The following is a 21,013-nucleotide window of genomic DNA, read 5'->3' as shown; positions in this document are numbered from 1 at the left end:
GGGTTCGGGTTCACCGTGACATCAGTTACCTGCCAGGAGCGCACTGAGGGCTGAGGCCTGAGTGCGCCAGTCCACCGTGTTGGGGTGCGCTGTGGTGGTGCCGCCGGCCCAGCGTTCGCCGAACCGGTTGAGGCTGTCGCGGTCGGTCGACCAGACGCTTTCGGCTTGCCGGGCGGCGAAGGGCAGGTAGGCGTCATCGGTGGCGGTGTCCAGGTCCTGGAGGTACCTCATGAAGATGCCCTTGAACTGTTCGGCGTTGTCATCGCAGTCAGAGGCTGGGGCGTCACAGCTCTCGGTGAGGATGCCGTTTCGCACGAGGGCAGGTGAACCGATGGCGGCGTCGGCGAGGCGGCGGGCCGTGGTGAGCGCGGCGGCGCTTCCGGTCGCCCGCCAGATCTCCACCGCGGCGCCCATCGCCAGACCTTGGTTGTAGCTCCAGACGGTCTGACCGTTGTTGGCGCAGCCATTGGTCAGTCCGTCGTTGACCAGTCCGGAGGCGTTGATCAGGCCGCTGCCGAGGAACCAGTTCCAGGCCGTGGTGGTGCGGTCCAGCCAGACCGTGTCTCCGGGAATCCGGTTGTGCAGAGCTGCGGTGAGGCGCACGTACAGGCCGTTGGTGACGGCGTTCTTGTAGGTGCGTTCGCGGTCCCACCACACGCCGCCACCGCAACTGCCGTCGTCCCAGAGCGTGCCGACGTACTGGGTGATGGTGACAGCCTCGTCGAGGTAGCGGCGGTCGCGGGTGAGGTCGTAGGCGTCGATCCAGGCCAGCGCCCACCACTCGGCGTCGTCCGTGGAACGGCTGATGAAGTGCCCCTCGATGGGGTCGGAGCTGCGTGTCCCGGCGGGAAAGGTGCCCCGGTTGACCCGGAAGGTCCGGTCGATGATCCACGTGTACCGGGTGTCGCCACTCTGCCGCAGGTAGTCGATGATGGTGGTCAGTGTCACCGCTGAGTTCCACCAACTGTGAGGCCAGTAGGCCGAGTCCGGATCGTAGGAGTACATGAGCGCATCGGCCGCGCCGGCGGTGCGGGTCGTCACGGGCCGGGCCCAGGCGGTGCAGCTGCCGTTCTGGCCTTCCACGGACCGGCCGCACGCCCGCACCGTACCGCCGTAGAGGTGCCCGAGGCTGTCGGTGGTGCTGTATCGGGCGGTGCCCACACCGCTCGCCCCGGTGGGCACCGCGAGCCGCCCGAGGGAGGACCCGTCGGGCCAGCTGACGCCGCCGTTCCAGGACCGGTCCAGCCATACCTCGTCGCCTGCCCGGCCGCCCCGCAGCGTGGCCCAGCTCCTGCCCGTGCTGTCGTTGTGCAGGGCGATGATGCGCCCGGCGAGACTGGTGGAGGCGACCGGCTGGGTGTCGCCGCCGGCGGTGCCGCCGCCGTCGCACACCGGGGCGCAGATCGTGGTGTGAGCCCACGCCGTGCAGGTCACGCCTTGGGCGTCACCGCAGGCGCGCAGCAGGCCGCGACGGTGGTTGCCGGGATCGTAGAGGTTGTACATGAGGGTGCGGGTGCCGGTCCAGGTGGCGGGAACGGCGGCCTTGCCCAGCAGGCCGTCCCAGGTGGCGCCGCCGTCCCAGGACCGGTCCAGCCACACGGCGTCACCGGTTCGGCCGTCGTCGATGCTGGCCCAGGCCATGCCGTCAGTGTCGTCGACGTGCAACCGCAGGGCTCGGCCATTGAGGTAGATGGTCGCCACGGGGAAGGCCTCCTGTGCCGCCTGCGAGGGGTCGAGGGTGTCGCAGAAGAGCGCGCAGACGGTCGCCGAGGCCGATGGCCGGTCCGGGGCCGCCGCTCCGGCGCGAGCCTGGCTCGCCGCGAGCAGCAGCATGATCAGTGCCGGCACCAGCAGCAGACGCAGGGGCGTGCGCGGTAGCGGCCTGATCAACTCACCGGCGTCCGCCTCCGCCGGCCGGGGGATCACAGGAACCGCCACAAGTGGTCGATGGTGCCGTTGTCCTCCCACTGCGTGACCTGGGCGGCGTCCGCGGTGGACATTCCGTCGACGGCGAGGAGCTTTCCCGAGCGGACGTTGACGATCTTCGACCAGCCGTCGCCGTTGTCGACGATGCGCCAGATGTGGTCGGGGGTGCCGTTGTCCTGGTACTGCTGCACGTGGGCGCCGTTGTCCAGGCTCTGGTTGTGCACCGCCAGGGCCTTGCCACTGTTGCGGTTCACGATGCGCACGGTGCCGTCCCCGTTGTCGATCAGTGTCCACACATGGTCGGCGGTGCCGTTGTCCGCGTACTGGGTGACCTCGGCGCTGTCGGCCAGCGACATCCCGGAAACGGCGAGCACCTTCCCCGAGTTGCGGTTCTGGATCCGGCGCCAGACCGTGCCGGATGCGGCGGCAGGCAGCAGGAGAGCGAAGGCTCCGCCGACTACGGCCCGGTCCGCGAAGCCCCGCTGGGCGGCGGTGCCGACCACGTACCAATCGGTGAAAGGAGCCCGTTGCGCGGTGGTGTCGGCGAAGTTGTAGACGCCGTTCACCAGAGCGTCCCGGGTGGCGGTGTGGTCGGCGAGCCAAGCCGCTGTCCACAGCTCCCAGTCGACCTTGGTGTAGTCGTTGCGCGGGTCCAGGAGTATCCCGTACGTGCCGGTGCGCGCCGAGTACCAGGACGCTTCGCGGGCGGCGGTGCCCAGCGGCACCAGGTCCAGCCCGAGCAGTCGGTCGGGGAAGCCGTTGTACTTCAGGCTCCAGGTCCCGTCCTGGTCGTAGGCGAGCTTGAGGTGCTTGCCCGAGGAGTCCTCGGAGAGGGTCGTCCATCGGCTGATGTAACTGCGGGCCAGTGCGGAGTAGCGGGCCGTGTCGCCGGTGTTGCCCGTCGCGCCGGCGACGACGCTCATGGCTCCGATGCCGATGATGCCCTTCAGTGCCAGGTTGGAGCTGTGGCCGATGAAGCCGGTGAAGTCGTCGGTCTGGTTCTGGTAACCCGGGTCCAGAGCGTTGCCGACCAGGTACTCGGCCCACTGGCGCAGGATCGAGTAGTGCGCGCGGGCGAAGGCCGAGGCGTCGGCGGCGGGCAGCCGCTGGACGACCGCAGCCGACATGATGAGCATGTTGGCCGACTCCTCGACCGGCATGGACTCCTCATTGCCGTCGTCGTGCCCGTCCGCGTTGGGGTAGAGCCGGCCCAGATCGTGCTCCGCGAAGGTGTTGGGCCACCGCCCGTGCTCCGGATAGTCCAGCAGCGGTTCCAGCAGCATCCGCAGATAGGCGGGAGAGAGGTGGAGATACACCGGGAACGTCGGATAGATGACATCCACGGTCGACATGTTGCCGCTCGAGGAGATCTCCTTCTGGAACGCCCACGGGTTGCCGCCGCGGTCCACCAGTTCGGCGCTGCCCACGGCTTGGCGCAGCGCCAGGGCGCAGACGGCGGCGTAGTGCTCACCCGTGGTGCCCCCGCCGGCAGCCGATGCGGCGTCACTGTGGATGCGCTGGTCAAGGGCAGTGGCGGCGGCGAGCGCGGCGGTGTGGTCGGCGTCGAACCAGCTGACCATGTCGGTCCATGAGTCCCAGTAGCGGGTCCACCAAGGCTGCAGCTGGGTACCGAGGTAACTCACGGCCGGCGTGCGGACATGACCGAGGGTGAGGGTGAAGGCGGGGGAGGGGGCGGCGGGGGTGACGGTGCCGAGGTCCCGGTTGAAGCCCAGCACCGGCCAGCGGTCGTTTATCGCCCTGGGCCGGGCGCTGTCCACGGTGTTGGCGAGATGCCCGCTGCTCGCCGAGGCGGAGCGGACGACGGTGTCCTGACCGATCTGCCAGCTGGTGTCGGTGCCGGCGGGCGCGGCGAGGACCAGCCGCCCCCAGGCGGCCTGGTCACCGTTCTCCTGGAGGACCGCCGGGGAGGCCGGCTGGGCGCTCAGGATGGTCATGCCGCTGGACTGCTGCTGCGCCCAGGTGATGGCCGTCGCGCTGTTGGCGTGCACCCACTCGCCGGAGACGTCGACGTGGACGTGGACGCTGTGAGCACGCCCGTCGTTGCTCGCCGCCTGCACGGTCACGTAGCTGAGGGGAACCGACTGCCGCTGGAGGTTGCCGAGGTCCACCGGGGAGAAGAAGGTGACGGTGATGGTCACCCCGCCGCCGCTGAGTGTGTAGATGGAGCGGGTGGCGGTGAGCTGGAGCGAGAGCTGCTGCATCGCGTTGAGGGTGGGGCCCCCGGGTACGGCGGGAGCTCCCGCGAAGACGTAGGCCGCGCCGTCGATGGTGGCCAGGCCGCACAGCGCGGTGGTGTGACCGGTCCAGAACGTGGCCCAGTTCCCGACGAGGTTGTCAGCAGGCAACCAGGTCGAGAGGTAGGGGGAGCGCACGGCCAGCGGGACGGCGGGCGGGCGCAGGGGACTGAAGGCTGATGAGGCGGCCCGCGCGGTACCCGCGGGTAGCAGCCCGCCGGTGGCCGCGGCGGCGGTCAGCACGCCGCTCCACCGCAGGAGTGCGCGACGGCTGGGTCCAGGTGTGGGGGGATTTGACATGTCATCCGGTTCTCTGTGTGGTGAGCACGGCGAAGATCCGTTGCGCATGTTCATCGGAGGCCGAGGCGAAGCTCGGTCGGCGGCGACGCCCGGCTGTGACCGCTGGGTTGCCTGTGACCGACGGGAAGCGGGCGCACGCAGGGATTCCCGAGGGTGGGGTTTCAACGTTGGAAAGGGCGTCCTCAGGCGGCATGAGACCACGACCGATCCGTCATGTCTATGCCCGCGACAGGATTGGCCGACCGGGGTGCGACTCCCGCACCGCGTGCCGATGATCACGCACAGGAGCGGTGCTTCGGCCCGACGCGCGTATCCACCGGCCAGGACCAGTCATGCGGCCAAGCTTCCAAGCCGTGGTCGGTGCGCAACTTCCTGACTGTGGGCGCGCAACTTCTTGACCACATTGGTACAGTCCAATATCGTCAGCCCCGCACAGAACCCCACATGGCTCAACACCCCCTGCCCGTCACCGTGTTGACGAGGCGGCAATCCATCCGGGAGGTCCCCTGTGGTATCCCGTCGTTCCTCCCTGACCGCGGTCGGCGCCACCACCGCGGCCACGCTCAGCCTGTTCTCACCTCGTGCCTCCGTTGCCGCGGCTGCGGGGGGACCCTTCCCGTGAAGCTGGCGAACAACTCCTGACACGACAGCGTCTATGCGTACATCTCGGGTAGCCGAGTGCCGTCCACATCTTCGGCTGCGCCTCCGGCCCTCTCTCCACAACTCCGGGCCGGACGCCCGCGGGGTGATAGCGGCCCGGCTCGCCGCCGCGCTCAACCGCAGCTCGCTCCTGGTCCCGGGCGGGAACAACCAACCCGACGGTGTGACGCCTCGCAGCACTACCAGGACCCGATCACCAAGCACTACGCGCGGCTCGTCCACGAGTACGCCGGCATCGGCTGCGCCTTCCCCTACGACGACGTCGGTCCCACCGGCTCGGTCCCGTCGACGGACACATCCAGGACGGAGCACCCACCTCATGGAGCGTCACCCTGGGCGCCACAACGGCACCGCCGACCACCTGTGGCAGTTCCTGTAAGACCACGAGGCCGGGCGCGCTCGCCCGCTCGTCGAAACCTTGTCGTCCGAGCACCGCGTGGTCAGGCTACTGGTCCTGGACGACGCCGCCCATGGTGCACCCGTTGCCCAGGGACAAAGGTCCGGCGGACCGGGTCTACCTGTCAGAGCAGTCCCGATGCCGCACGTCGGCTGTTCACCGTCATACAGAGACGCAAGGCTCCGGTACCGCTCACGCCTTGGTCGAGATCACCAGCGGCTCCGTAGCGGATACCCCCTCTTGGGAGGTCAGACAGATGCGAACAACTCATGCAAGGCCACGGCGTGGTGCGTGGAAGAGAGCGCTCGCCCTGGTTCCCGTGGTCGCGATGACGGTGGCAGCCACCGTCACCGCGACACTGAACGCTCATGCGGCGGTGCCCCCCGCGCCGTCCGGGTTCACGCTCACCTGGAGTGACGACTTCAACGGTGCGTCCGGCGCAGGCATCGACCAGAGCCTGTGGAAGTACGACACGGGGCCGGGCAGCAATTTCGGCACCGGTGAGATCGAGACCATGACCAGCAGCACCTCCAACGTCTACTACGACGGCCAAGGGCATCTGGTGCTCCAGGCTCATCACTCCGGTTCCGACCCGCGAGGGGGCTGGACGTCCGGGCGGGTAGAGACTCAGTCGGCGTCCTTCGGCGCCCCGGCCGGCGGAGTCGTACGCATCGAGTCCGTCCTCCAGCAGCCCGATGTCACGACCGCCAACGGCGCGGGCTACTGGCCGGCGTTCTGGACGCTCGGCGCACCGCTGCGCAACGGCGTGCCCTGGCCGAAGTCCGGCGAGATCGACATCATGGAAGACATCAACGGCCGCAGCTCCCACTTCAGCACCCTTCACTGCGGCGTGAACCCAGGCGGGCCATGCAACGAGCCGACCGGCATCGGCTCGGGTGAACGCCCCTGTCCAGGTTGCCAGACCGGCTTCCACAGCTACGCGGAGGAGATCGACCGCTCGGTGTCGCCGGAGCAGATCAGGTTCTACCTCGACGGGAACAACTTCTTCACCGTCAGCGCCAACCAGGTGGACGCGGCGACCTGGTCCGACGCGGTCGACCACCCCTTCTTCATCATCTACGACCTGGCGATCGGCGGAGGCTTCCCGGACGCCTTCGGCGGAGGCCCGAACGCGGCCACGGTCTCCGGCGGCAAACTGGTCATCGACTCGGTCGCCGTCTACAACAGGGATCCCGGATCCGGCGGCGGTGGCGGTGGTGGTGGTTCGGTGACCGGCCAGACGATCACCGGACCGGGCGGCAAGTGCGTGGACGTGTCGGGTGACGACACCGGTGGTGACGGCACCGCGGTGCAACTGTGGGACTGCCAGTCGGCAGCCAAGGACCAGCACTGGACCTGGAGCGGCCAGACCCTCCAGACCCTCGGCAAGTGCCTGGACGTCGCCGGCGGAAACAGCGCCGGGGGTACGAAGTTGCAGCTCGCCACGTGCAACAGCGGCGGCTACCAGGCATGGGTGAGACAGAGCAACGGCTCGCTGCGCAACCCGGCCAGCGGCCGGTGCATCGACTCACCGTCGGGTGCCACCGCGAACGGCACACGCCTGCAGATCTGGGACTGCAACGGCGCGGACGCCCAGAAGTTCGCCATCGGTACCCCGATCTACGGCCCGGGCGGCAAGTGCGTCGACGTGGCGGGCGACGACACCGGCGGTGACGGCACCGCGGTCCAACTGTGGGACTGCCAGCAGGCGACCTCGCTGGACCAGAAGTGGACCTGGGACGGCCAGACCCTCCGCACGCTGGGCAGGTGTCTGGACATCGCGGGCGGTCTCAACGCGGCCGGCACGAAGCTCCAGCTGGCCACCTGCAACGGCGGCGCCTACCAGAACTGGGTGGCCAACGCCAATGGCTCGATGTCCAACCCGGCCACCGGCCGGTGCATCGACTCGCCGTCAGGTGCCACCGCGAACGGCACACGCCTGCAGATCTGGGACTGCAACGGCGCGGACGCCCAGAAGTTCGCCCTGGCGTGAGAAAGGAGGACCGGCAGTCGGCAGAACCTGTACCTGCCCGCTCCATTGCAGCTCGCACGTTCTGCCGCGCTGCCACCCTCCCCGTTGACGGCATCACGCGGACGACATCCGATGAACGATGCTCGCACCTGCGGGCGCCGATGGTTGTGGCTCCGCCCTGCCCGACGGCCTCTGCCCGACACTGGCAGTCGGCTCGCTGTCCTCGCCGTCGCAGAGCCGGGACATGAGGTGGTCCTGTCCGTGCTGCTCATGCCTCGGGGCACAGGACGAACAGTGGGAAGGCCCGACGGGTGGGCCGGTCGCCGATCTCCTTCAGCGCCTCACGGATGTCGCGCAGGTGGCCGGTGGTCATCTGCAGTGGGGGCTCGTCGGGCTGGTAGACGGTGCGGATCGGGTAGTCCACGCCCGGTTGCCGGGTCATCTCGATGTGGCAGCCGAGTACGTGGGTGACTGTCCGGCGGTCGCAGAAGTCGATCAGGCGATCGATCGTCCGGCTGAATGCCTGCCAGTCCGTGATGTAGAGGCGGCCGGGGTAGACCGTGTCGCCCGTCAGGAGGAACCCGGTCCACGAGTCGTAGAACGTGACAGCGGCTTCGTGGTGGCCCGGGGTGGCCAGACACTCCACAACCCGGCCGGCCAGGTCGATCCGGGCCACGGCATCGGGGTGGTCGACGAATCCGTAGTACGGCCAGGCGGTTGCCAGCTCCGCGCTGATCACCGTGGTGTTCGGACGATCGGTGAATTGGCCGTCACCCGCGATGTGGTCACTGTGCGGATGGGTGTGCAGCACCAGCAGGTGGTACCCGTGCCGGGGGTGACGAGCGAGCCAGGAGTCGATGAGCTCGTCGACCACCTGGCGTAGAGGGAAGAACTCGGGCGATGCGGTGGCCCCGGTGTCGATCAGCACCGCCCGGGCATTGCCGAAGAGCAGGAAGAGGAACGGCGCCTCATAGTCGATCGCCATGTTCTGCCGCAGGATGAACGTGTGCTCGTCGTAGGCGTGGACTTGTATGTCCGGGTCGGTGTTGTGCTTGGCGGAGGGCGAGCCGTGGATCCACCGGACGTCCAGTCCATGAGTGCAGGGGGCCTGTCCGGTGAAGTCGATCATGCAGGTACGCGCGCCCATGACAGCTCCTGGAGTGCGTCGTCTTGGCGAGCCGGGTACGGCGCACATCTCGTCCGGGGCAGGCACATACGAGCCTCCACCGCGACGGTAACACGAGCAGTGGGTCGCTTCAGGTGGCCGTCGCAGCCAGGAAACAGATACGGGTGTCACCCGCCGGGACGACTCGTACGACGGATGCAGCGGGCGAACGTCCCCACCGCCCTCGCCTATGGCCTGCAGACGTCGCCCAACCGCCGCGAAGTCGGGGCGAGCGGAGGTACTGCGGGGTGCTCGCGGGCGGCGAAGTGCCCGCCGGGCTCGTCGAGGAAGAGGATGTCCGGTTCGTCGATCATCGAGCGGACGATGCTCAGGCGGTGCAGGCGGGATCCGTGCCGAGAACAAGGTCGCGGACTACAACTGAGCGACAGGGGCTCCGGACTCCGCAGCCGCAGCCAGGGAGGCCGCCCGGCGCCCCGCCGGCGGGAGCGGTCACCGCGTCCCGTCAGGTCGGCACGGACGGCTGATCGTGCGCCTGGTGCTCCCTGCGGTGGCGCCCGAACCGGTCGCGGAGGAGCGCGATCAGCGGAGGCCCTCCGCAGAAGCACCACAGGGCGATCACGGGGTCGCAGACGGCACACGCGAACGAGGAGTCGGGCAGGAAGGGCAGGATGGGATCGCCGGTGAGGTGATGGACCGCGTCCCACGTGGTGTGCAGCAGCCAGCCGACGCCGATGAACGTCCAGGACTCCAGGCCCCGGTAGGCGACGTAGGCCATGAGCGCGACGAACGGCAGTTCCCACGGACCGACGCCGCCCCCGCTCAGGTACGCCGCACCGGCACCCCCGACCATGATCGCGTTGAAATGCCGCCGGTGCGGCTCCTTGATCGGGGACATGAGCAGGCAGTAGACGACGCCGACGACGACCGGTGACACATGGCTCATGAAGCGGCGGCCCTTCCCGTCTCGTGCCGCACGGTGTCGGGGCGGTTGATCCGCCGCAGCGCGAGCAGCCCACCGGCTCCCGGAACGACGGCCAGGACCTTGGCGGCGGTCGTGGCAGTGCCGAGGCGCCAGGTCGCGATCACGACGAACAGGTAGGCGCAGCCGTGTGCCGGTCCCATCAAGGAGGAGATCGGCTTCAGGTGGACGGTCGACAGGTTGGACAGCAGCACGACGAGCGAGACCAGTTCGGCGTGGGCCGCGGCGCGCAGGTGGCGCGGTGGGCGCGGATACATGGTCATACCCCCGTCGTGGAGCCGGGACGGATGATCATCACAAGGGTGACCGTGGCCCACAGCAGGTTGAAGATGCCGGTCAGCATCGCGAGACGGTGCGATGGCGGAACCGGGGCCTGGCCCGTCTTCTGCGTCTCGGTCAGGAGTCTTTCCTGAGCGGGCAGGATGAGCAGTGCCAGGATGCCTGCGGCGGCAGCGGTCAGCACGATGGAGCCGACCACCCACGTGTCGCCGAGCACGCCCAGTTCGGCGGCCGTGGCGAGGCCGAACAGGGGGACGGCGATGCCGACGCCCGCGTAGACACGGCAGACGCGGTGCAGCGTCCGCAGGGTCGGCAGGGCGTCGCCCGCCCGAGCGCCGATGGCGCGGCGCAGCGTCGCGGGGAACATGCTCGCCGCGACGGCGACCGGGCCGACGGCCATGATGGCGGCCAGGACGTGCAGCGAGAGCAGGAGTTCGGTCACGACCGGCGCTCCGGGGTGCTCCCCGGCTCCGCGCACCGCATCTGTCGCCCGGAGCGTGTACCCCTCGTCCGCCGGCGCGTGTCGGGTCCTACGAACGCCGGGCACCGGTCGGCTCCGGAGTCTCCCGTCGGCGTGGTGCGTTCGGGTGTCACGTCGGGGGCCGAGTGCGGTTCCGGGAGGCCGGCGAGGGCCCGCTTCCCGGTGAACCGCCCACCGGCGGGTGTGGCGTGTCCGGCGGGTTCGGTGACGGACGTGTCCCGCTCGTCCTCGACCGACATGCCGATGTCTCCGGTCAGCGGGTCGAGGCCGTCCGGCGGGACGGTCTGGGTGTGCATGGATGGCGCCTTCCGGGGTCGGCTCGTTGGACGCCCAGAAGTCAACCGGTCCCGGACGTGATCCCCCAGTGGCACGAGTGACAGACTTCGACGGGATATTGCCAGGACCCTGTCGGACGGCACAAGGCGCTGGTGACATGGGGTTCTCCGGCTGCCGGACCGTGGCTGCCGGACCGGTGAAGGGATAGGTTCCCGCCATGCACACCGTCGCCGTACTCGCACTGGACAGGGTGATCCCGTTCGACCTGTCCACCCCGATCGAGATTTTCTCCCGCACCCGGCTGCCCGACGGCCGGCCCGCCTATCGGATACGGGTGTGCGCCGAGCGGGAGGAGGTGGACGCCGGGGCCTTCACCCTGCGCGCCCCCTTCGGCCTGGAGGGACTGGAGAGCGCGGACACGATCGTCGTGCCGGGCGTCGCCGACCTCATGGCGCCGCTTCCCGTGCGCGTGCGCGACGCGCTCCGGTCGGCGGCCGCCGCGGGCACACGGATCGCCTCCATCTGCACGGGCACCTTCCCGCTCGCCGCCACGGGCCTCCTCGACGGGATGCGGGTGACCACCCATTGGATCGCGGCAGGGCTGCTGGCCGCCACGCACCCGCGCGTTCACGTCGACCCGGACGTGCTCTACGTCGACAACGGCCAGTTCCTCACGTCGGCCGGCGCGGCGGCCGGCATGGACCTGTGTCTGCACATGATCCGCCGCGACCACGGGTCGGCGGTCGCCGCCGACGCCGCCCGTCTGTCCGTGATGCCCCTCGAACGCGAAGGCGGGCAGGCCCAGTTCATCGTGCACGACCACGCGCCTGTTCCACAGGGATCGGAACTCGACGCGCTGCTCGCCTGGTTGCGCGACAACCTGGACCGCGACCTCACCCTGGCGGACATCGCCGCCCGGTCCGGAACCAGCACCCGAACCCTGATCCGGCGGTTCCGCGATCACACCGGCACCACCCCGCTCCAGTGGCTCCACCGGGCTCGTGTCCGTCAGGCACAGCACCTGCTGGAGACCACCGACCACTCCGTCGAACGCGTAGGCGCCCAGGTCGGTTTCGGTTCCCCCACCGCCTTCCGTGACCGTTTCAAGCGCACCACCGGCGTCAGTCCGCGGACCTACCGGCGTACGTTCAGTCAGGTTCGACGGTGAAGGCCAGGGATCGAGCGGTGGCCGTCCGGGGTGGCACGTGTGGACCTTGGTGCTCAGCCCGCCGCGGGGAGTGTCCCAGCGCGTGATCAGCGGGCTCTCCCCGGCGGGGCCGCTCCGGCACCGTGCCGATGAGCCCGCGCGACGGGTGAATCCACCGACACCGTCCAGTCGAGGTCGTCATCGGCGTCCGCTGCCGACGTCATCCCGCCTGACTCCCGGTGCGCCCAGGTGATCGGGGTTTCGACGTCGCCGTGGGCCCACTCCCCGGAGACGGACGCCGGAGTGACGGTGGCCGCAACCGTCACCTCGCCGACGGCAAGCAACGGAACCAGAACCAGTACCGCCCTGACCTCGCCGACGGCTGCATCCCTGCGACCGGCCTACCTGCGCTTGACCTTGGACGGCTGACCGAATCCGGGACCGGCCCCACATCACTCGCCCCAGTCCGCGTAGTCCCCGATCGCCACACGCTCGTAGCGTTCACCGGCGAGCACAAGGACCGCTTCGGCGGCGTCTGGGGTACGGGGCCCGGCGGTCCGCGGTGGCGCCGTGCGGGCGTGCGACCGGAAGCGATGCCGCAGGCAGGCAGCGGGTCCGGGAACCCCGGCTGCGTGTCCGCCGGGGCGGCGTGTCAGACCATGGCGAGCCGGTCCACCAGCAGCTCCACCCTGCGCTCGGTGTCCTCCGGCGGGAGCCGTCGCGCCCGGGTCAGGGTGGCCAGTCCGTGCAGGGCTGCCCAGAACACCTCGGTGAACAGTCCCGGGTGGACGCCGTCCCCGGCGACCTCGCCGAGGCTTTCCAGCAGGGCGGCGAAGGCGTCCTTCAGAGGCCCGGGGGTGTCCTCGTTCGCGAAGGCCAGTCCGCCGTCGAGCTGGAACAGGGCGTCGTAGACCGCCGGGTTGCGTGCGGCGAAGTCGAGGTAGGTGCGGGCGAGGGCGGTGACGCGGGTGCGGGGGTCGTCTGCGGCGGAGGTCGTGGCCCGCAGCGCCGCGGCCATCTCGGTGGCGCCTTCGAGGGCGACGGCGCCGATGATCTCGCGTTTGCCGCGGAAGTGGCTGTAAAGGACGGGCTGGCTGTATTCGATGCGCTCGGCGAGTCGGCGGGTGGTGACCGCGTCCCAGCCCTGCTGCTCGGCGAGTTCGCGGGCTGTCGCCACGATGAGGCGTTCGCGCTCCGCCCGTTCGCGCTGCTTGCGTTCCTGTACCGACATGACCCGATCCTAGCATCGCTAGACAATCGAGCGGCAGCAGTACTAGCGTTGCCTCATCTTCTAGCGCCACTAGATTTTTAGGAGGGGTCGCATGCTCAACACACTCGAGGTGTTCACCACCGTGGTCGTCGGCGTGATGGTGGGGGTGGAGTTCTCCGTCGCCTTCGTCATCAACCCGATCCTCAACGCCCTCCCGGAAGACAGCGGCCAACTCGGCCGCGCCCACGGGGGCCGGATGCTCGGCGCCGTGATGCCGGTCTGGTACATCACCTCGCTCGTCCTCGTCACGGTCTGGGCCATCGTCGGATGGCACCACCACGGCACCGGCCTCGTCGTCACCGCCGGCGCACTGCTGACCCTCAGCGTGATCGCGTCGATCCTGCTGCTCGTCCCGATCAACAACCGGGGCAAGACGTGGACCCCCGACAACCGGCCCGAGGACTGGAAGGGGCAGATGAGCCGCTGGGACCGCTACCACTACGTCCGCGTCGCCGTCATCATCGCCGCCTTCGCCTGCCTGGCGGCCGCCCTCGCCTGAGCCCGCGGGCCGGCACCGGAAGCAGCAACAACCGCGGCATGGACGACCAGGTCGGCGCACACACGGCGAAGGTCCTCGAGTACGCCAAGGTCGAGGCCGACATCGACATCACCTTCGACTGCACTGACCGTGACGGACAGAGCACGTGGGACGCGGGCAACCCGAGGGACAACGTGGTCGCCACCACCTGCTCGGACGAGACCGGACGCGCGGCCGGTATGCCGACCGGCCTCTTGGCCGCTCGTCGGGTCACTGCCGGATCGGGATCGCCTCCCTGCCCACGTAGCGGACGCGAACGGCCGAGGACCGCCTCCCCGATCGGCACGGCGCCCCGGGGGCGCGTCAGAGCTTGCGGGTGTCGCGGGGTTCGACGTAGGGCTCTTCGCCGGGCGGGTGGCCGCTGTCAATGGCCCGGGCGCGCTCGAGTTCGGCATTGAATTCCAGGCCGAGCAGGATGGCTATGTTGGAGATCCACAGCCAGACCAGGAAGATGATGATCGCGGCCATGCTGCCGTAGGTCTTGTTGTAGCTGCTGAAGTTCGCGACATAGAAGGCGAACGCGGCGGAGGCGATGAGCCAGATGACGATGGCGAGAAGGCTGCCGGGGCTGACCCAGCGGAGCTTGCGCTTGACGTTGGGGGCCGCCCAGTACAAGAGGGCGATGATCGCGGCGAAGAGCAGGATCATGACGGGCCATTTGGCGATGCTCCAGACCGTGACGAAGGTGTTGCCCAGGCCGAGGACCTGGCCGGTCTTCTTGGCCAGAGTGCCGGTGAAGACCACGCCGATGGCCATGGCGGCGAGCAGCACCACGACGACGAGGGTGATGGCCAGGCGAGTGGGGATGGTCTTCCAGACGGGACGGCCTTCGCCGATGTCGTAGACGGCGTTGGAGGCGCGCATGAAGGCGGCGATGTAGCCGGAGGCCGACCACAGGGCCAGCGCGATTCCGATGATGAACGCGATGCTTGCTCCGCCCTGGTTCGCCTGCAGCTGCTTGAGGACGTTGTTGAGGATGGTCCGAGCGGCGCCGGGGGCGACGCTGCCGAGGTTGTCGATCATCGGTTTGAGCGCCGAGCTGCCCAGCAGGCCGAGAATCGAGACCAGGGCGAGCAGGGCGGGGAAGATCGCCAGGATGCCGTAGTAGGTCAGGGCGGCCGCCCAGTCGGTGAGGTTGTCTTCCTTGAATTCCTTCAGGGTGCGTTTGAGGACGCTTCCCCAGGAACCCTTCGACAGGTCGGTCGGCTTCTTCGCCGGTTGGTCCGTCTGCCGTTCCTCGCGGGAGGTTTCTCCGCGGTCTGTGCGGTCTGTGCGGTCTTCGCGGTCTGTGCGGTGGCGGGGCATGGCCACCCCTTCCGATCGGTGCCGCCACACCCCGGAGGAACGCGGCGGGGCAGCGGCCGCTGATGGTGCAGACGAGGTCCGATGGGTCGCTGCCGGCCTCTTCGGCTACCTGCCGGCTGGACTGGCCTTCCCCGTGACCCGCCCGGCCTGGCTATTCACTTGCTCCTCCGCCGCCCGGTGACCGCCAGTGTCACCAGGCGGCGGCAGACTCCGGGGCCGGGGGAGTCGTCCGGCGAGATGCCTCCCGGCTCCGCCGCACCGTCTGTCCACCGGCTCACCGACCTTGCCTGTCTGGCGCGGTATCCGCCACCGCGTCGGCGGCTCGGCCGACCTCGGCAGGCCGTGGCCGGTACCCGCTTCCGGGCAGTGTGCTCGGTCGAGGTGGACAATTCCCGGCTTGGGTGAGAGACCGTGCGTGAGCGTCACGCACCCTCGGCCACGGTTCTCGGCCCGGTGCGATGCCTCATCACGCCTTGCACCTGCGTTCACATTCAGGAACCTTGCGAGTATCCGTGCTATGGCATGTGAAACTGCACGAATGCCCAGGATCGGGTCGCGGCTCGTCTCATGAGCCGTGCACGGCCGTCGGCCAATGGGCCTGGCCACGGAATGGGCCGCACAGGGGTGGGCTGCACACAGGTCGAGGCCGGGGGACCGTCACCGGTCCCGCGCCTGACGCGGATCTCCTCGGTGGCACGTACACGCGAAGCCGCGCCCGGGGGGGCGGGCCAGGACCGGGCGGAGACGCCGCCGCGCCCGCGCCCACTGCGCCGTGGTGAGCGGGCCACCGACCGTATGGCCGGCCGCCTGGGCGGGGTGGTGCTGCGACCGTCGCCCGGTGGGATGCTTGCGCCACCGTTCGCTGGGAGTCGTTGGGGCTGGACAGTGCGCGGGACGACGCCCGCTCACTGCCCGGGCCGGTTCGTGCGGGAGTGAGCAGTTGACCTGGGAGGGGATCAGCTCACGCAGATCAGCCCGAGCACACAGATCCCCGACGGGGAGGTCGCCGCCGGTGCGGAGTTCGACTGGGACGTCCCCGAGGATCCTGAGGACGACGCATCCGACGTGCTCGACGTGCCCGAAGTTCCCGAACCGCCTGAAGTCGCCGAGGTTCCTGACCCCGTGCCGCCGGTGGCCGCCGGCTCGGGCGACTGGGCCGCCGACGTACCGGTGCCGGCAGTCGTCGTGTCTGCGGCGGAACGGGTGTGGGCGGACGGTACGGACGCGGCCGGCTGTGCGGCAGCCCCCGACCTCGCCTGTGAGGCGGCTGCCAGCGGCTGCCGCGCCCTCGCCGAGTCCGTGTGGGTCGCGACGGCCTCGGAACGCCGCTGCGAGGTGCCGGTCGTGGAGGACCGCAGGCTCGTGGAGGACGGCTTGCGGTGCTTGCCCGTGCCGGCCGGCGGGAGCTCGGCGGTCTGATCCACCGACTGCTCGTCGGTCCCCATGCTCGGGAGGTTGTCGGCCCTCGACGCCTGGGCGCGGTGGCCGGAACCGCCCTCCATCGATGCCGCGGTCAGACCGCCGCCGACGAGCGCGACGGCGGTCGCGACCACGGCTCGACGCTGGTTCTTCTTCCAGCGGGCCCGCTGTCGGCGCCGGCCCGCCCGCCCCTGCGGTGAGGGTGAGGGCACCTCGGTCTCACTGTCGGCGCCCTCGACATCACCGCCGACGTCCTCGAAAACACTGCGGGCGTCGTCGTAAGCGCCGTACGCGTCGGCTCCCGCTGTCGCCGCCACCTCCGGCCAGAGCGCTGTGGCGGCCGGGGCCGGGACGGTGCGGCCGCCCGAGGTCACTGGCGCTATGTCGGGGGCGTAAGCGCCGCAACCCGGGCACACCAGGGCTCCATTGAGGTGCCGACGGCACGAGGAGCAGTAGTCCATCCGCTTCTTCCTGACGGTTTCGCACGAGGGATCGAGTGTGGGATCGAGCAGGTAACGCTAACGGCGCCTTCGAAAGACCGTGTGGGGCCGATGTGGCGCTCCTGTGCGGATTCCCCGCCTCAGTGCACGAAACTTCAGGTGACGTGCGAGTCCGTGACTGTGATCACGGTCACCGGAACTTGAGGGCGAGAGGGAGCCGGTCCGCGCCGACGATCGTTCCGGTCGCCTCGGGGACCTCGCACTTCTGGCCAGCCTCTCGCCAGCGGGCGAGCGGCGCCCTCCAGCCTTTTGAGGACGACGCCTTCGATGCCGGCCGAGGTCCAGGTCATCCGCTCTCGACATCTGCCCGTGAGTGCGAGAGCCTCGGCGCTCGCTGATTCGCCCGGTGCAGGCTGCTGACCTGCTCACTCATACGGACCGACTGCGGTACGTCTCGAGGAACCCGCGTGAACTCCAGTGACGAACTGAGCCGGGCACTCCCGCGCGGCCTGGGCTGCTCGGGTGCCGCGCCGGGTGAGCCGGTTCTGCAGCCGCTCGAACGCCGGCCGCCCCGCGGCATCCCACACGACCAGCTCGCCGTGCAACGCGCATGCGACCGGGAGCTGCGTGGCTGCTGCGGCGATCTCCGGGAACGCCATCTCGGTGCCCTGCCTCGAGCGCAGCACCACCTGGCCGCCGTCCGAATGGACAGGCCTGCCTGAAGCCGTCCCACTCCTGCTCTGCCGCCCAGCCCGGCCGCGGGGCAGGGCTCGGCGGGGGAGTGCTCAGCATGGGCTGCGGCAGCGTCCACGTCGCCGTGCACGCCTTCCCCTGCGGCCCTCAGCCATCTCAGCGACGCGGCAGACGGGGCCCCGGCCCTCGCAGCCGGCCGCGCCCCTCTGCTGGGAACCACCGACTGCCTCGCCAGGGTCCCGGCCGTCAGCGCAGACGTGCGGGGCAGGGCGTCACCGGGTCAGAGGGCCGGGGTGCCGGTTGTGCGGTGGTGAGGAGCTGGTGCAGGTCCAGACAGCAGCGCAGCCTCATCCCGGACTGACCCGGATCACGGATGACGTGTTCGCTCGTCGAGGTGGCCCACATGGTGGCGATCGCCTCCTGGAACGCCGGAGAGACTGTTCATGGCCGACCGCCATGTCCCACACGATCAGACCCGGCCGTGCCACATGCGCGCCGTTGCAGGGCTCCACACCCGCCCGGACGACACCCTGGCCGGACCGGTTGTGAGGACGGCGGGAGACCACCAGAGCGAGTGACGACTGCCGGTGGTTGCTGACGGGCGCGGTCAGGGCTGGGGGTGGGAGGGTGCTTTCAGTTTCCAGCCGCTCACAGCGGGCGGCGGCCGGTCAGATCGGCCCATGCGGTCCGGGCGTCATCGAGGGCTGCCCGTGCGTGCGGCAGCTCGACGTCGGCGTCGTGACGGGCGTGGATCTCCTCCAGCCTTTTGCGGGCCGCCTCGACCGGTGCCGTCGCCTCCTGTGCCTCGCGCAGTTCGGCTTCGTACGCACGGATCTCCTCGGCGCGCCGCTGCTGCAGCCGGTTCGTCGCCGCGGCCGCGTTCTGGATCTGTACCGCGAACTGGCGCACCGCGTCCTCGGCGTATGCCTGGTCCTCGTAGCTCTCCATCCGTTCACGCCCGTCGGGCTGGGTGAGGTACACGTACGAGCGGTGCGCCGAGCGGGCGAGCTCGAAGCGGATCCGAAGGCCCGTGAGCGGTATCTCATCCTCGCGGACGACGACGGCGTGCTCGTACAGGCTGATGTCGCCCAGCTGTCCGACCCATGACCCACGGTGCGGAATGCGCAGCCGCTCCAGCTCCGCCTCGGCCTGTCTGATCCGACGCCGGTAACCCCACTCGGCCCGCTTCACCCCGGCCAGTGCCTGCCACCGCTCGCGGCGGGCGGCCCCGCTCAGCTCGCGCACGGCACTGCGCGCCTCCTCCAGCGCCCCGCGCGCCGCACGGTGCTCCTCGTGGAAGGCGTATCCCCATCCGCCCGGATAGCGCACGAGCCGCCACAGCGTCCACCCCACTGCGAGCGCCGCCACGGCGACGACCCACCCGATCAGGATCATGCGTACTCCCCTCTCGCGACGGCACAGCTGCGGCCGACGAAAGCAATAGCGGCGCGCAGGCAAGCCGGTCAACTCGCCCTGGTCCACGGCCTGCCGGCGGAATGTTGACGAGTTCGGCGATCTCTGGTGTGGATTACGACATCTGCACCGACGCTCAGGAGGCACTCGTGTCCCACGCCCGGCGGGCGGGCACCCGCGCACTCGCCCTGGCCATCTGTGCGGCGATAAGGCGTACAGCTCCCGTCGCAACCGCTGCTACCTGCGGCGACGGCAGATCCAGCACACCATCCCGGAACGCAGGGACCAGCGGGCCAACCGGCAGCGGCGCGGAAGCCGGGGCGGTCGGCCCGCTGGGTTCGACCGGGCGCTCCATACCCGCGGGAACGAAGTTGAGCGGACGATCAACGCGCTCAAGGGCTTCCGGGCCGGGGCGACCCGGTACGACAAGAGAGCGTTCGTCTCTCACGGGACGGTCGCTGTCGCCGCGATCCGGCTGTGATCCGTGAGTGATCCGCCGGACAGCCCTTAGGGTGCACACGTGAGCGAAACCTGGGACGACGGCGCGCCCGGCGTCATGAAGCTGCCCTCCGGTCGCCTCGTCCGTGGTCGCGGCCTGCGCCGCCCTCTCCCCACCGGTCCCGAACCGGCCTTCGCCGTCCACCTGCTGGGCAGGCGGCCTCCCCAAGTCCCCTGGGAGGCGCGCTGGCTGCGCTGGCCCGACTTCCGGCTGCCCGCGGACGACCGCGAGACCCGGTCCGTCCTGCGCGAGGCGTGGGAGCGGTCCGCCACCGAACGCGTCGAGCTCGCCTGCGGCGGAGGCCGGGGAAGGACAGGCACGGCGCTGGCCTGCCTGGCGGTCCTGGACGGCGTCCCCACGGAGGACGCGGTGGCGTACGTGCGCCGGCACTGCGACAGCCGCGCCGTCGAGACGCCCTGGCAGAAGCGGTACGTACGCCGCTTCGGCCCCGGGGACCGCTGAGGGCCGTCCGCCCCGATTCGCGGCAGGGGGACCGGCGCGTTTCCCTGGAAGTGTCAGACCCGGCACTTCGGCAAGAGGAGGCGTCATGGACATCCCTCCAGAACTCGTCGAGGCGAAGAGAGCCGTGGAATTCGGCCTGCTCGCCCTGCCCGGGGTGAACGCGGTGGGGCTCGGCATGCGCGAGGAGAACGGCGAGTTGTTCGACGAGCTTTCCGTCGTCATCTACGTCGAGGACATGGCGCAGGTGCCGGACGGCCTTCCGGAACGGATCGGCGATGTGGGCGTGTGCATCGTCGAGAGGTCGGTCGAGCCCTGCGGCTTCCCCGACGTCGCCCGCTATCCCGACGTGCGGGGCGGCATCGCGATCAGGAAACCGCACGTGGGGACGGGGACGCTCGGTGCGGTGGTGGTGGACGCGCAGAGCCTGGAGCGGTTCGGCTTGAGCTGCTTCCACGTCACCGGGGACGCCCACGAGGCGTTCCCGCACTCGATCTGGCAGCCCGACAACCCGCCGATCGCCGTAGGAGTCAGCATCGTCAAGGACGACAATCTCGGTGAGGTGGAGCGGGTCGACTTCCCGCAGACCACCCCCTTGCCGTTCTCCCCGATACTGGCCGGGATGTCCGACGCGGCCCTGATCCACCTCGACGTGGCCGCCGCGGCCGGACGACTCCCGTCCCCGGCGATCGCCGACCAGGGCCCGGGACAGCCCAACCTGGTCGGGGCGGTCACCGCGACGGCGGACCTGAACGCGCCCGGCTGGCTGCCGCACCGCATACGGAAACGCGGATTCACCACCGGCCCTACCAACGGACTGGCCTACCACCGCTTCCTGACCGTCAACTGGGAGCCGGGCGGCCCCAACGCCTTTCTGATCGACCAGGTCGCGGTACTGGGTGACGGCGTCTTCTGCGATCAGGGCGACTCCGGATCCCTGGTCCTGGAGGAGACGGGGCCGACAGCGGTGGGCCTGCTCTGGGGCCGCAACAAACAGAGTGCCTTCGCGCCGGCCGGGAAAACGGGCTACTTCACCGAAATCCAAACCGTCCAGGCCCAGTTGGGGTTCTCGACGGTGTGGCCTTAGGCGCTGTTTCTCGGATCTCTCTCCCTAGGTGGGGTGTTGGGGGCAGGCTGACTCCATGGGACGCGGAGACCTGACGAATGCGGAGTGGGATC

General features: G+C 69.8%; 17 protein-coding genes, 4 pseudogenes and 1 riboswitch. Of the genes and pseudogenes, 8 read left to right on the top strand and 13 right to left on the bottom strand.

What is annotated here, in order from left to right:
* Positions 1–21: 21 nt before the first annotated feature.
* Complete coding sequence (locus tag ACZ6CZ_RS33860) at positions 22–1,938, bottom strand: glycoside hydrolase family 76 protein (RefSeq protein ID WP_469029064.1); 1,917 nt, start codon at positions 1,936–1,938, stop codon at positions 22–24.
* On the bottom strand, positions 1,923–4,424 hold the full coding sequence (locus ACZ6CZ_RS33855; RefSeq protein ID WP_469029062.1) for a glutaminase domain-containing protein: 2,502 nt from the start codon (positions 4,422–4,424) through the stop codon (positions 1,923–1,925). The genes ACZ6CZ_RS33860 and ACZ6CZ_RS33855 overlap by 16 nt, the downstream gene beginning before the upstream one ends.
* 735 nt (positions 4,425–5,159) lie before the next feature.
* On the opposite strand from ACZ6CZ_RS33855, the gene ACZ6CZ_RS33850 reads away from it, so the two are divergent.
* Positions 5,160–5,765, top strand: coding sequence for a beta-1,3-glucanase family protein (locus ACZ6CZ_RS33850; protein WP_469029059.1), 606 nt, complete (start codon positions 5,160–5,162; stop codon positions 5,763–5,765).
* Positions 5,766–5,866: 101 nt separating this feature from the next.
* Positions 5,867–7,531, top strand: coding sequence for a ricin-type beta-trefoil lectin domain protein (locus ACZ6CZ_RS33845; RefSeq protein WP_469029057.1), 1,665 nt, complete (start codon positions 5,867–5,869; stop codon positions 7,529–7,531).
* A gap of 247 nt (positions 7,532–7,778) precedes the next feature.
* Here the strand turns inward: ACZ6CZ_RS33845 and ACZ6CZ_RS33840 are convergent, their stop codons facing one another.
* From ACZ6CZ_RS33840 to ACZ6CZ_RS33820, 5 genes are all read right to left on the bottom strand, one after another.
* A complete protein-coding gene (locus ACZ6CZ_RS33840) occupies positions 7,779–8,657 on the bottom strand; it encodes an MBL fold metallo-hydrolase (RefSeq protein ID WP_469029055.1) in 879 nt (292 codons plus the stop codon).
* Between the two features lie 12 nt (positions 8,658–8,669).
* Positions 8,670–8,737, bottom strand: a riboswitch (guanidine-III (ykkC-III) riboswitch).
* A 126-nt stretch (positions 8,738–8,863) separates the two neighbouring features.
* Complete coding sequence (locus ACZ6CZ_RS33835) at positions 8,864–8,989, bottom strand: hypothetical protein (RefSeq protein ID WP_469029053.1); 126 nt, start codon at positions 8,987–8,989, stop codon at positions 8,864–8,866.
* A 149-nt stretch (positions 8,990–9,138) separates the two neighbouring features.
* A complete protein-coding gene (locus ACZ6CZ_RS33830; protein ID WP_469029049.1) occupies positions 9,139–9,579 on the bottom strand; it encodes a DUF6010 family protein in 441 nt (146 codons plus the stop codon).
* Positions 9,576–9,878: a DUF3817 domain-containing protein gene (locus ACZ6CZ_RS33825; RefSeq protein WP_469029047.1), complete on the bottom strand. Its 303-nt coding sequence runs from the start codon at positions 9,876–9,878 to the stop codon at positions 9,576–9,578. The genes ACZ6CZ_RS33830 and ACZ6CZ_RS33825 overlap by 4 nt, the downstream gene beginning before the upstream one ends.
* A complete protein-coding gene (locus ACZ6CZ_RS33820) occupies positions 9,875–10,336 on the bottom strand; it encodes a hypothetical protein (RefSeq protein WP_469029045.1) in 462 nt (153 codons plus the stop codon). The genes ACZ6CZ_RS33825 and ACZ6CZ_RS33820 overlap by 4 nt, the downstream gene beginning before the upstream one ends.
* 532 nt (positions 10,337–10,868) lie before the next feature.
* Here ACZ6CZ_RS33820 and ACZ6CZ_RS33815 point away from each other — a divergent pair.
* Positions 10,869–11,819 (top strand): GlxA family transcriptional regulator, encoded by a 951-nt coding sequence (locus ACZ6CZ_RS33815; protein WP_469029042.1) that lies wholly within the window; start codon positions 10,869–10,871, stop codon positions 11,817–11,819.
* Between the two features lie 24 nt (positions 11,820–11,843).
* Here ACZ6CZ_RS33815 and ACZ6CZ_RS33810 read toward each other — a convergent pair.
* A pseudogene (locus ACZ6CZ_RS33810) lies at positions 11,844–12,049 on the bottom strand (IS5/IS1182 family transposase); the annotation flags it as partial.
* A gap of 401 nt (positions 12,050–12,450) precedes the next feature.
* Complete coding sequence (locus tag ACZ6CZ_RS33805; protein ID WP_469029039.1) at positions 12,451–13,029, bottom strand: TetR/AcrR family transcriptional regulator; 579 nt, start codon at positions 13,027–13,029, stop codon at positions 12,451–12,453.
* A gap of 91 nt (positions 13,030–13,120) precedes the next feature.
* On the opposite strand from ACZ6CZ_RS33805, the gene ACZ6CZ_RS33800 reads away from it, so the two are divergent.
* Entirely contained in the window at positions 13,121–13,567 is a 447-nt protein-coding gene (locus tag ACZ6CZ_RS33800; RefSeq protein ID WP_469029035.1) for an anthrone oxygenase family protein, read from the top strand.
* Between the two features lie 342 nt (positions 13,568–13,909).
* On the opposite strand, the gene ACZ6CZ_RS33795 is transcribed toward ACZ6CZ_RS33800, so the two are convergent.
* A complete protein-coding gene (locus tag ACZ6CZ_RS33795) occupies positions 13,910–14,911 on the bottom strand; it encodes a YihY/virulence factor BrkB family protein (protein ID WP_469029032.1) in 1,002 nt (333 codons plus the stop codon).
* Positions 14,912–15,976: 1,065 nt separating this feature from the next.
* On the opposite strand from ACZ6CZ_RS33795, the gene ACZ6CZ_RS33790 reads away from it, so the two are divergent.
* A complete protein-coding gene (locus ACZ6CZ_RS33790) occupies positions 15,977–16,330 on the top strand; it encodes a hypothetical protein (protein WP_469029186.1) in 354 nt (117 codons plus the stop codon).
* A 101-nt stretch (positions 16,331–16,431) separates the two neighbouring features.
* Here ACZ6CZ_RS33790 and ACZ6CZ_RS33785 read toward each other — a convergent pair.
* From ACZ6CZ_RS33785 to ACZ6CZ_RS33775, 3 genes and pseudogenes are all read right to left on the bottom strand, one after another.
* Positions 16,432–16,791, bottom strand: a pseudogene (locus ACZ6CZ_RS33785) (SCO2400 family protein); the annotation flags it as partial.
* Between the two features lie 918 nt (positions 16,792–17,709).
* Positions 17,710–17,880, bottom strand: a pseudogene (locus tag ACZ6CZ_RS33780) (DUF6207 family protein); the annotation flags it as partial.
* A gap of 231 nt (positions 17,881–18,111) precedes the next feature.
* Entirely contained in the window at positions 18,112–18,858 is a 747-nt protein-coding gene (locus tag ACZ6CZ_RS33775; protein ID WP_469029029.1) for a hypothetical protein, read from the bottom strand.
* A 166-nt stretch (positions 18,859–19,024) separates the two neighbouring features.
* Between ACZ6CZ_RS33775 and ACZ6CZ_RS33770 the strand changes: the two are divergent.
* From ACZ6CZ_RS33770 to ACZ6CZ_RS33760, 3 genes and pseudogenes are all read left to right on the top strand, one after another.
* Positions 19,025–19,357 (top strand): annotated as a pseudogene (locus ACZ6CZ_RS33770) (transposase family protein); the annotation flags it as partial.
* Between the two features lie 75 nt (positions 19,358–19,432).
* Positions 19,433–19,837 carry a phosphatase domain-containing protein gene (locus ACZ6CZ_RS33765; RefSeq protein WP_469029184.1) on the top strand — a complete coding sequence of 135 codons (405 nt, stop codon included), beginning with the start codon at positions 19,433–19,435 and terminating at the stop codon, positions 19,835–19,837.
* Positions 19,838–19,922: 85 nt separating this feature from the next.
* Entirely contained in the window at positions 19,923–20,921 is a 999-nt protein-coding gene (locus tag ACZ6CZ_RS33760) for a chymotrypsin family serine protease (protein ID WP_469029026.1), read from the top strand.
* Positions 20,922–21,013: the final 92 nt, after the last annotated feature.

This window comes from Streptomyces sp. NPDC041135, from assembly GCF_055592085.1.
Note: the sequence above shows the minus strand (reverse complement) of the source record. Positions and strands in the feature narration are given on the sequence as shown.

Bases quoted from the DNA above. Each gene is read 5' to 3' on its own strand.
- ACZ6CZ_RS33845 (WP_469029057.1), top strand. From the start codon at position 5,867: ATGACGGTGGCAGCCACCGTCACCGCGACACTGAACGCTCATGCGGCG.
- ACZ6CZ_RS33840 (WP_469029055.1), bottom strand. From the start codon at position 8,657: ATGGGCGCGCGTACCTGCATGATCGACTTCACCGGACAGGCCCCCTGC.
- ACZ6CZ_RS33835 (WP_469029053.1), bottom strand. From the start codon at position 8,989: ATGATCGACGAACCGGACATCCTCTTCCTCGACGAGCCCGGCGGGCAC.
- ACZ6CZ_RS33830 (WP_469029049.1), bottom strand. From the start codon at position 9,579: ATGAGCCATGTGTCACCGGTCGTCGTCGGCGTCGTCTACTGCCTGCTC.
- ACZ6CZ_RS33825 (WP_469029047.1), bottom strand. From the start codon at position 9,878: ATGACCATGTATCCGCGCCCACCGCGCCACCTGCGCGCCGCGGCCCAC.
- ACZ6CZ_RS33815 (WP_469029042.1), top strand. From the start codon at position 10,869: ATGCACACCGTCGCCGTACTCGCACTGGACAGGGTGATCCCGTTCGAC.
- ACZ6CZ_RS33805 (WP_469029039.1), bottom strand. From the start codon at position 13,029: ATGTCGGTACAGGAACGCAAGCAGCGCGAACGGGCGGAGCGCGAACGC.
- ACZ6CZ_RS33800 (WP_469029035.1), top strand. From the start codon at position 13,121: ATGCTCAACACACTCGAGGTGTTCACCACCGTGGTCGTCGGCGTGATG.
- ACZ6CZ_RS33795 (WP_469029032.1), bottom strand. From the start codon at position 14,911: ATGCCCCGCCACCGCACAGACCGCGAAGACCGCACAGACCGCACAGAC.
- ACZ6CZ_RS33775 (WP_469029029.1), bottom strand. From the start codon at position 18,858: ATGATCCTGATCGGGTGGGTCGTCGCCGTGGCGGCGCTCGCAGTGGGG.
- ACZ6CZ_RS33765 (WP_469029184.1), top strand. From the start codon at position 19,433: ATGAAGCTGCCCTCCGGTCGCCTCGTCCGTGGTCGCGGCCTGCGCCGC.
- ACZ6CZ_RS33760 (WP_469029026.1), top strand. From the start codon at position 19,923: ATGGACATCCCTCCAGAACTCGTCGAGGCGAAGAGAGCCGTGGAATTC.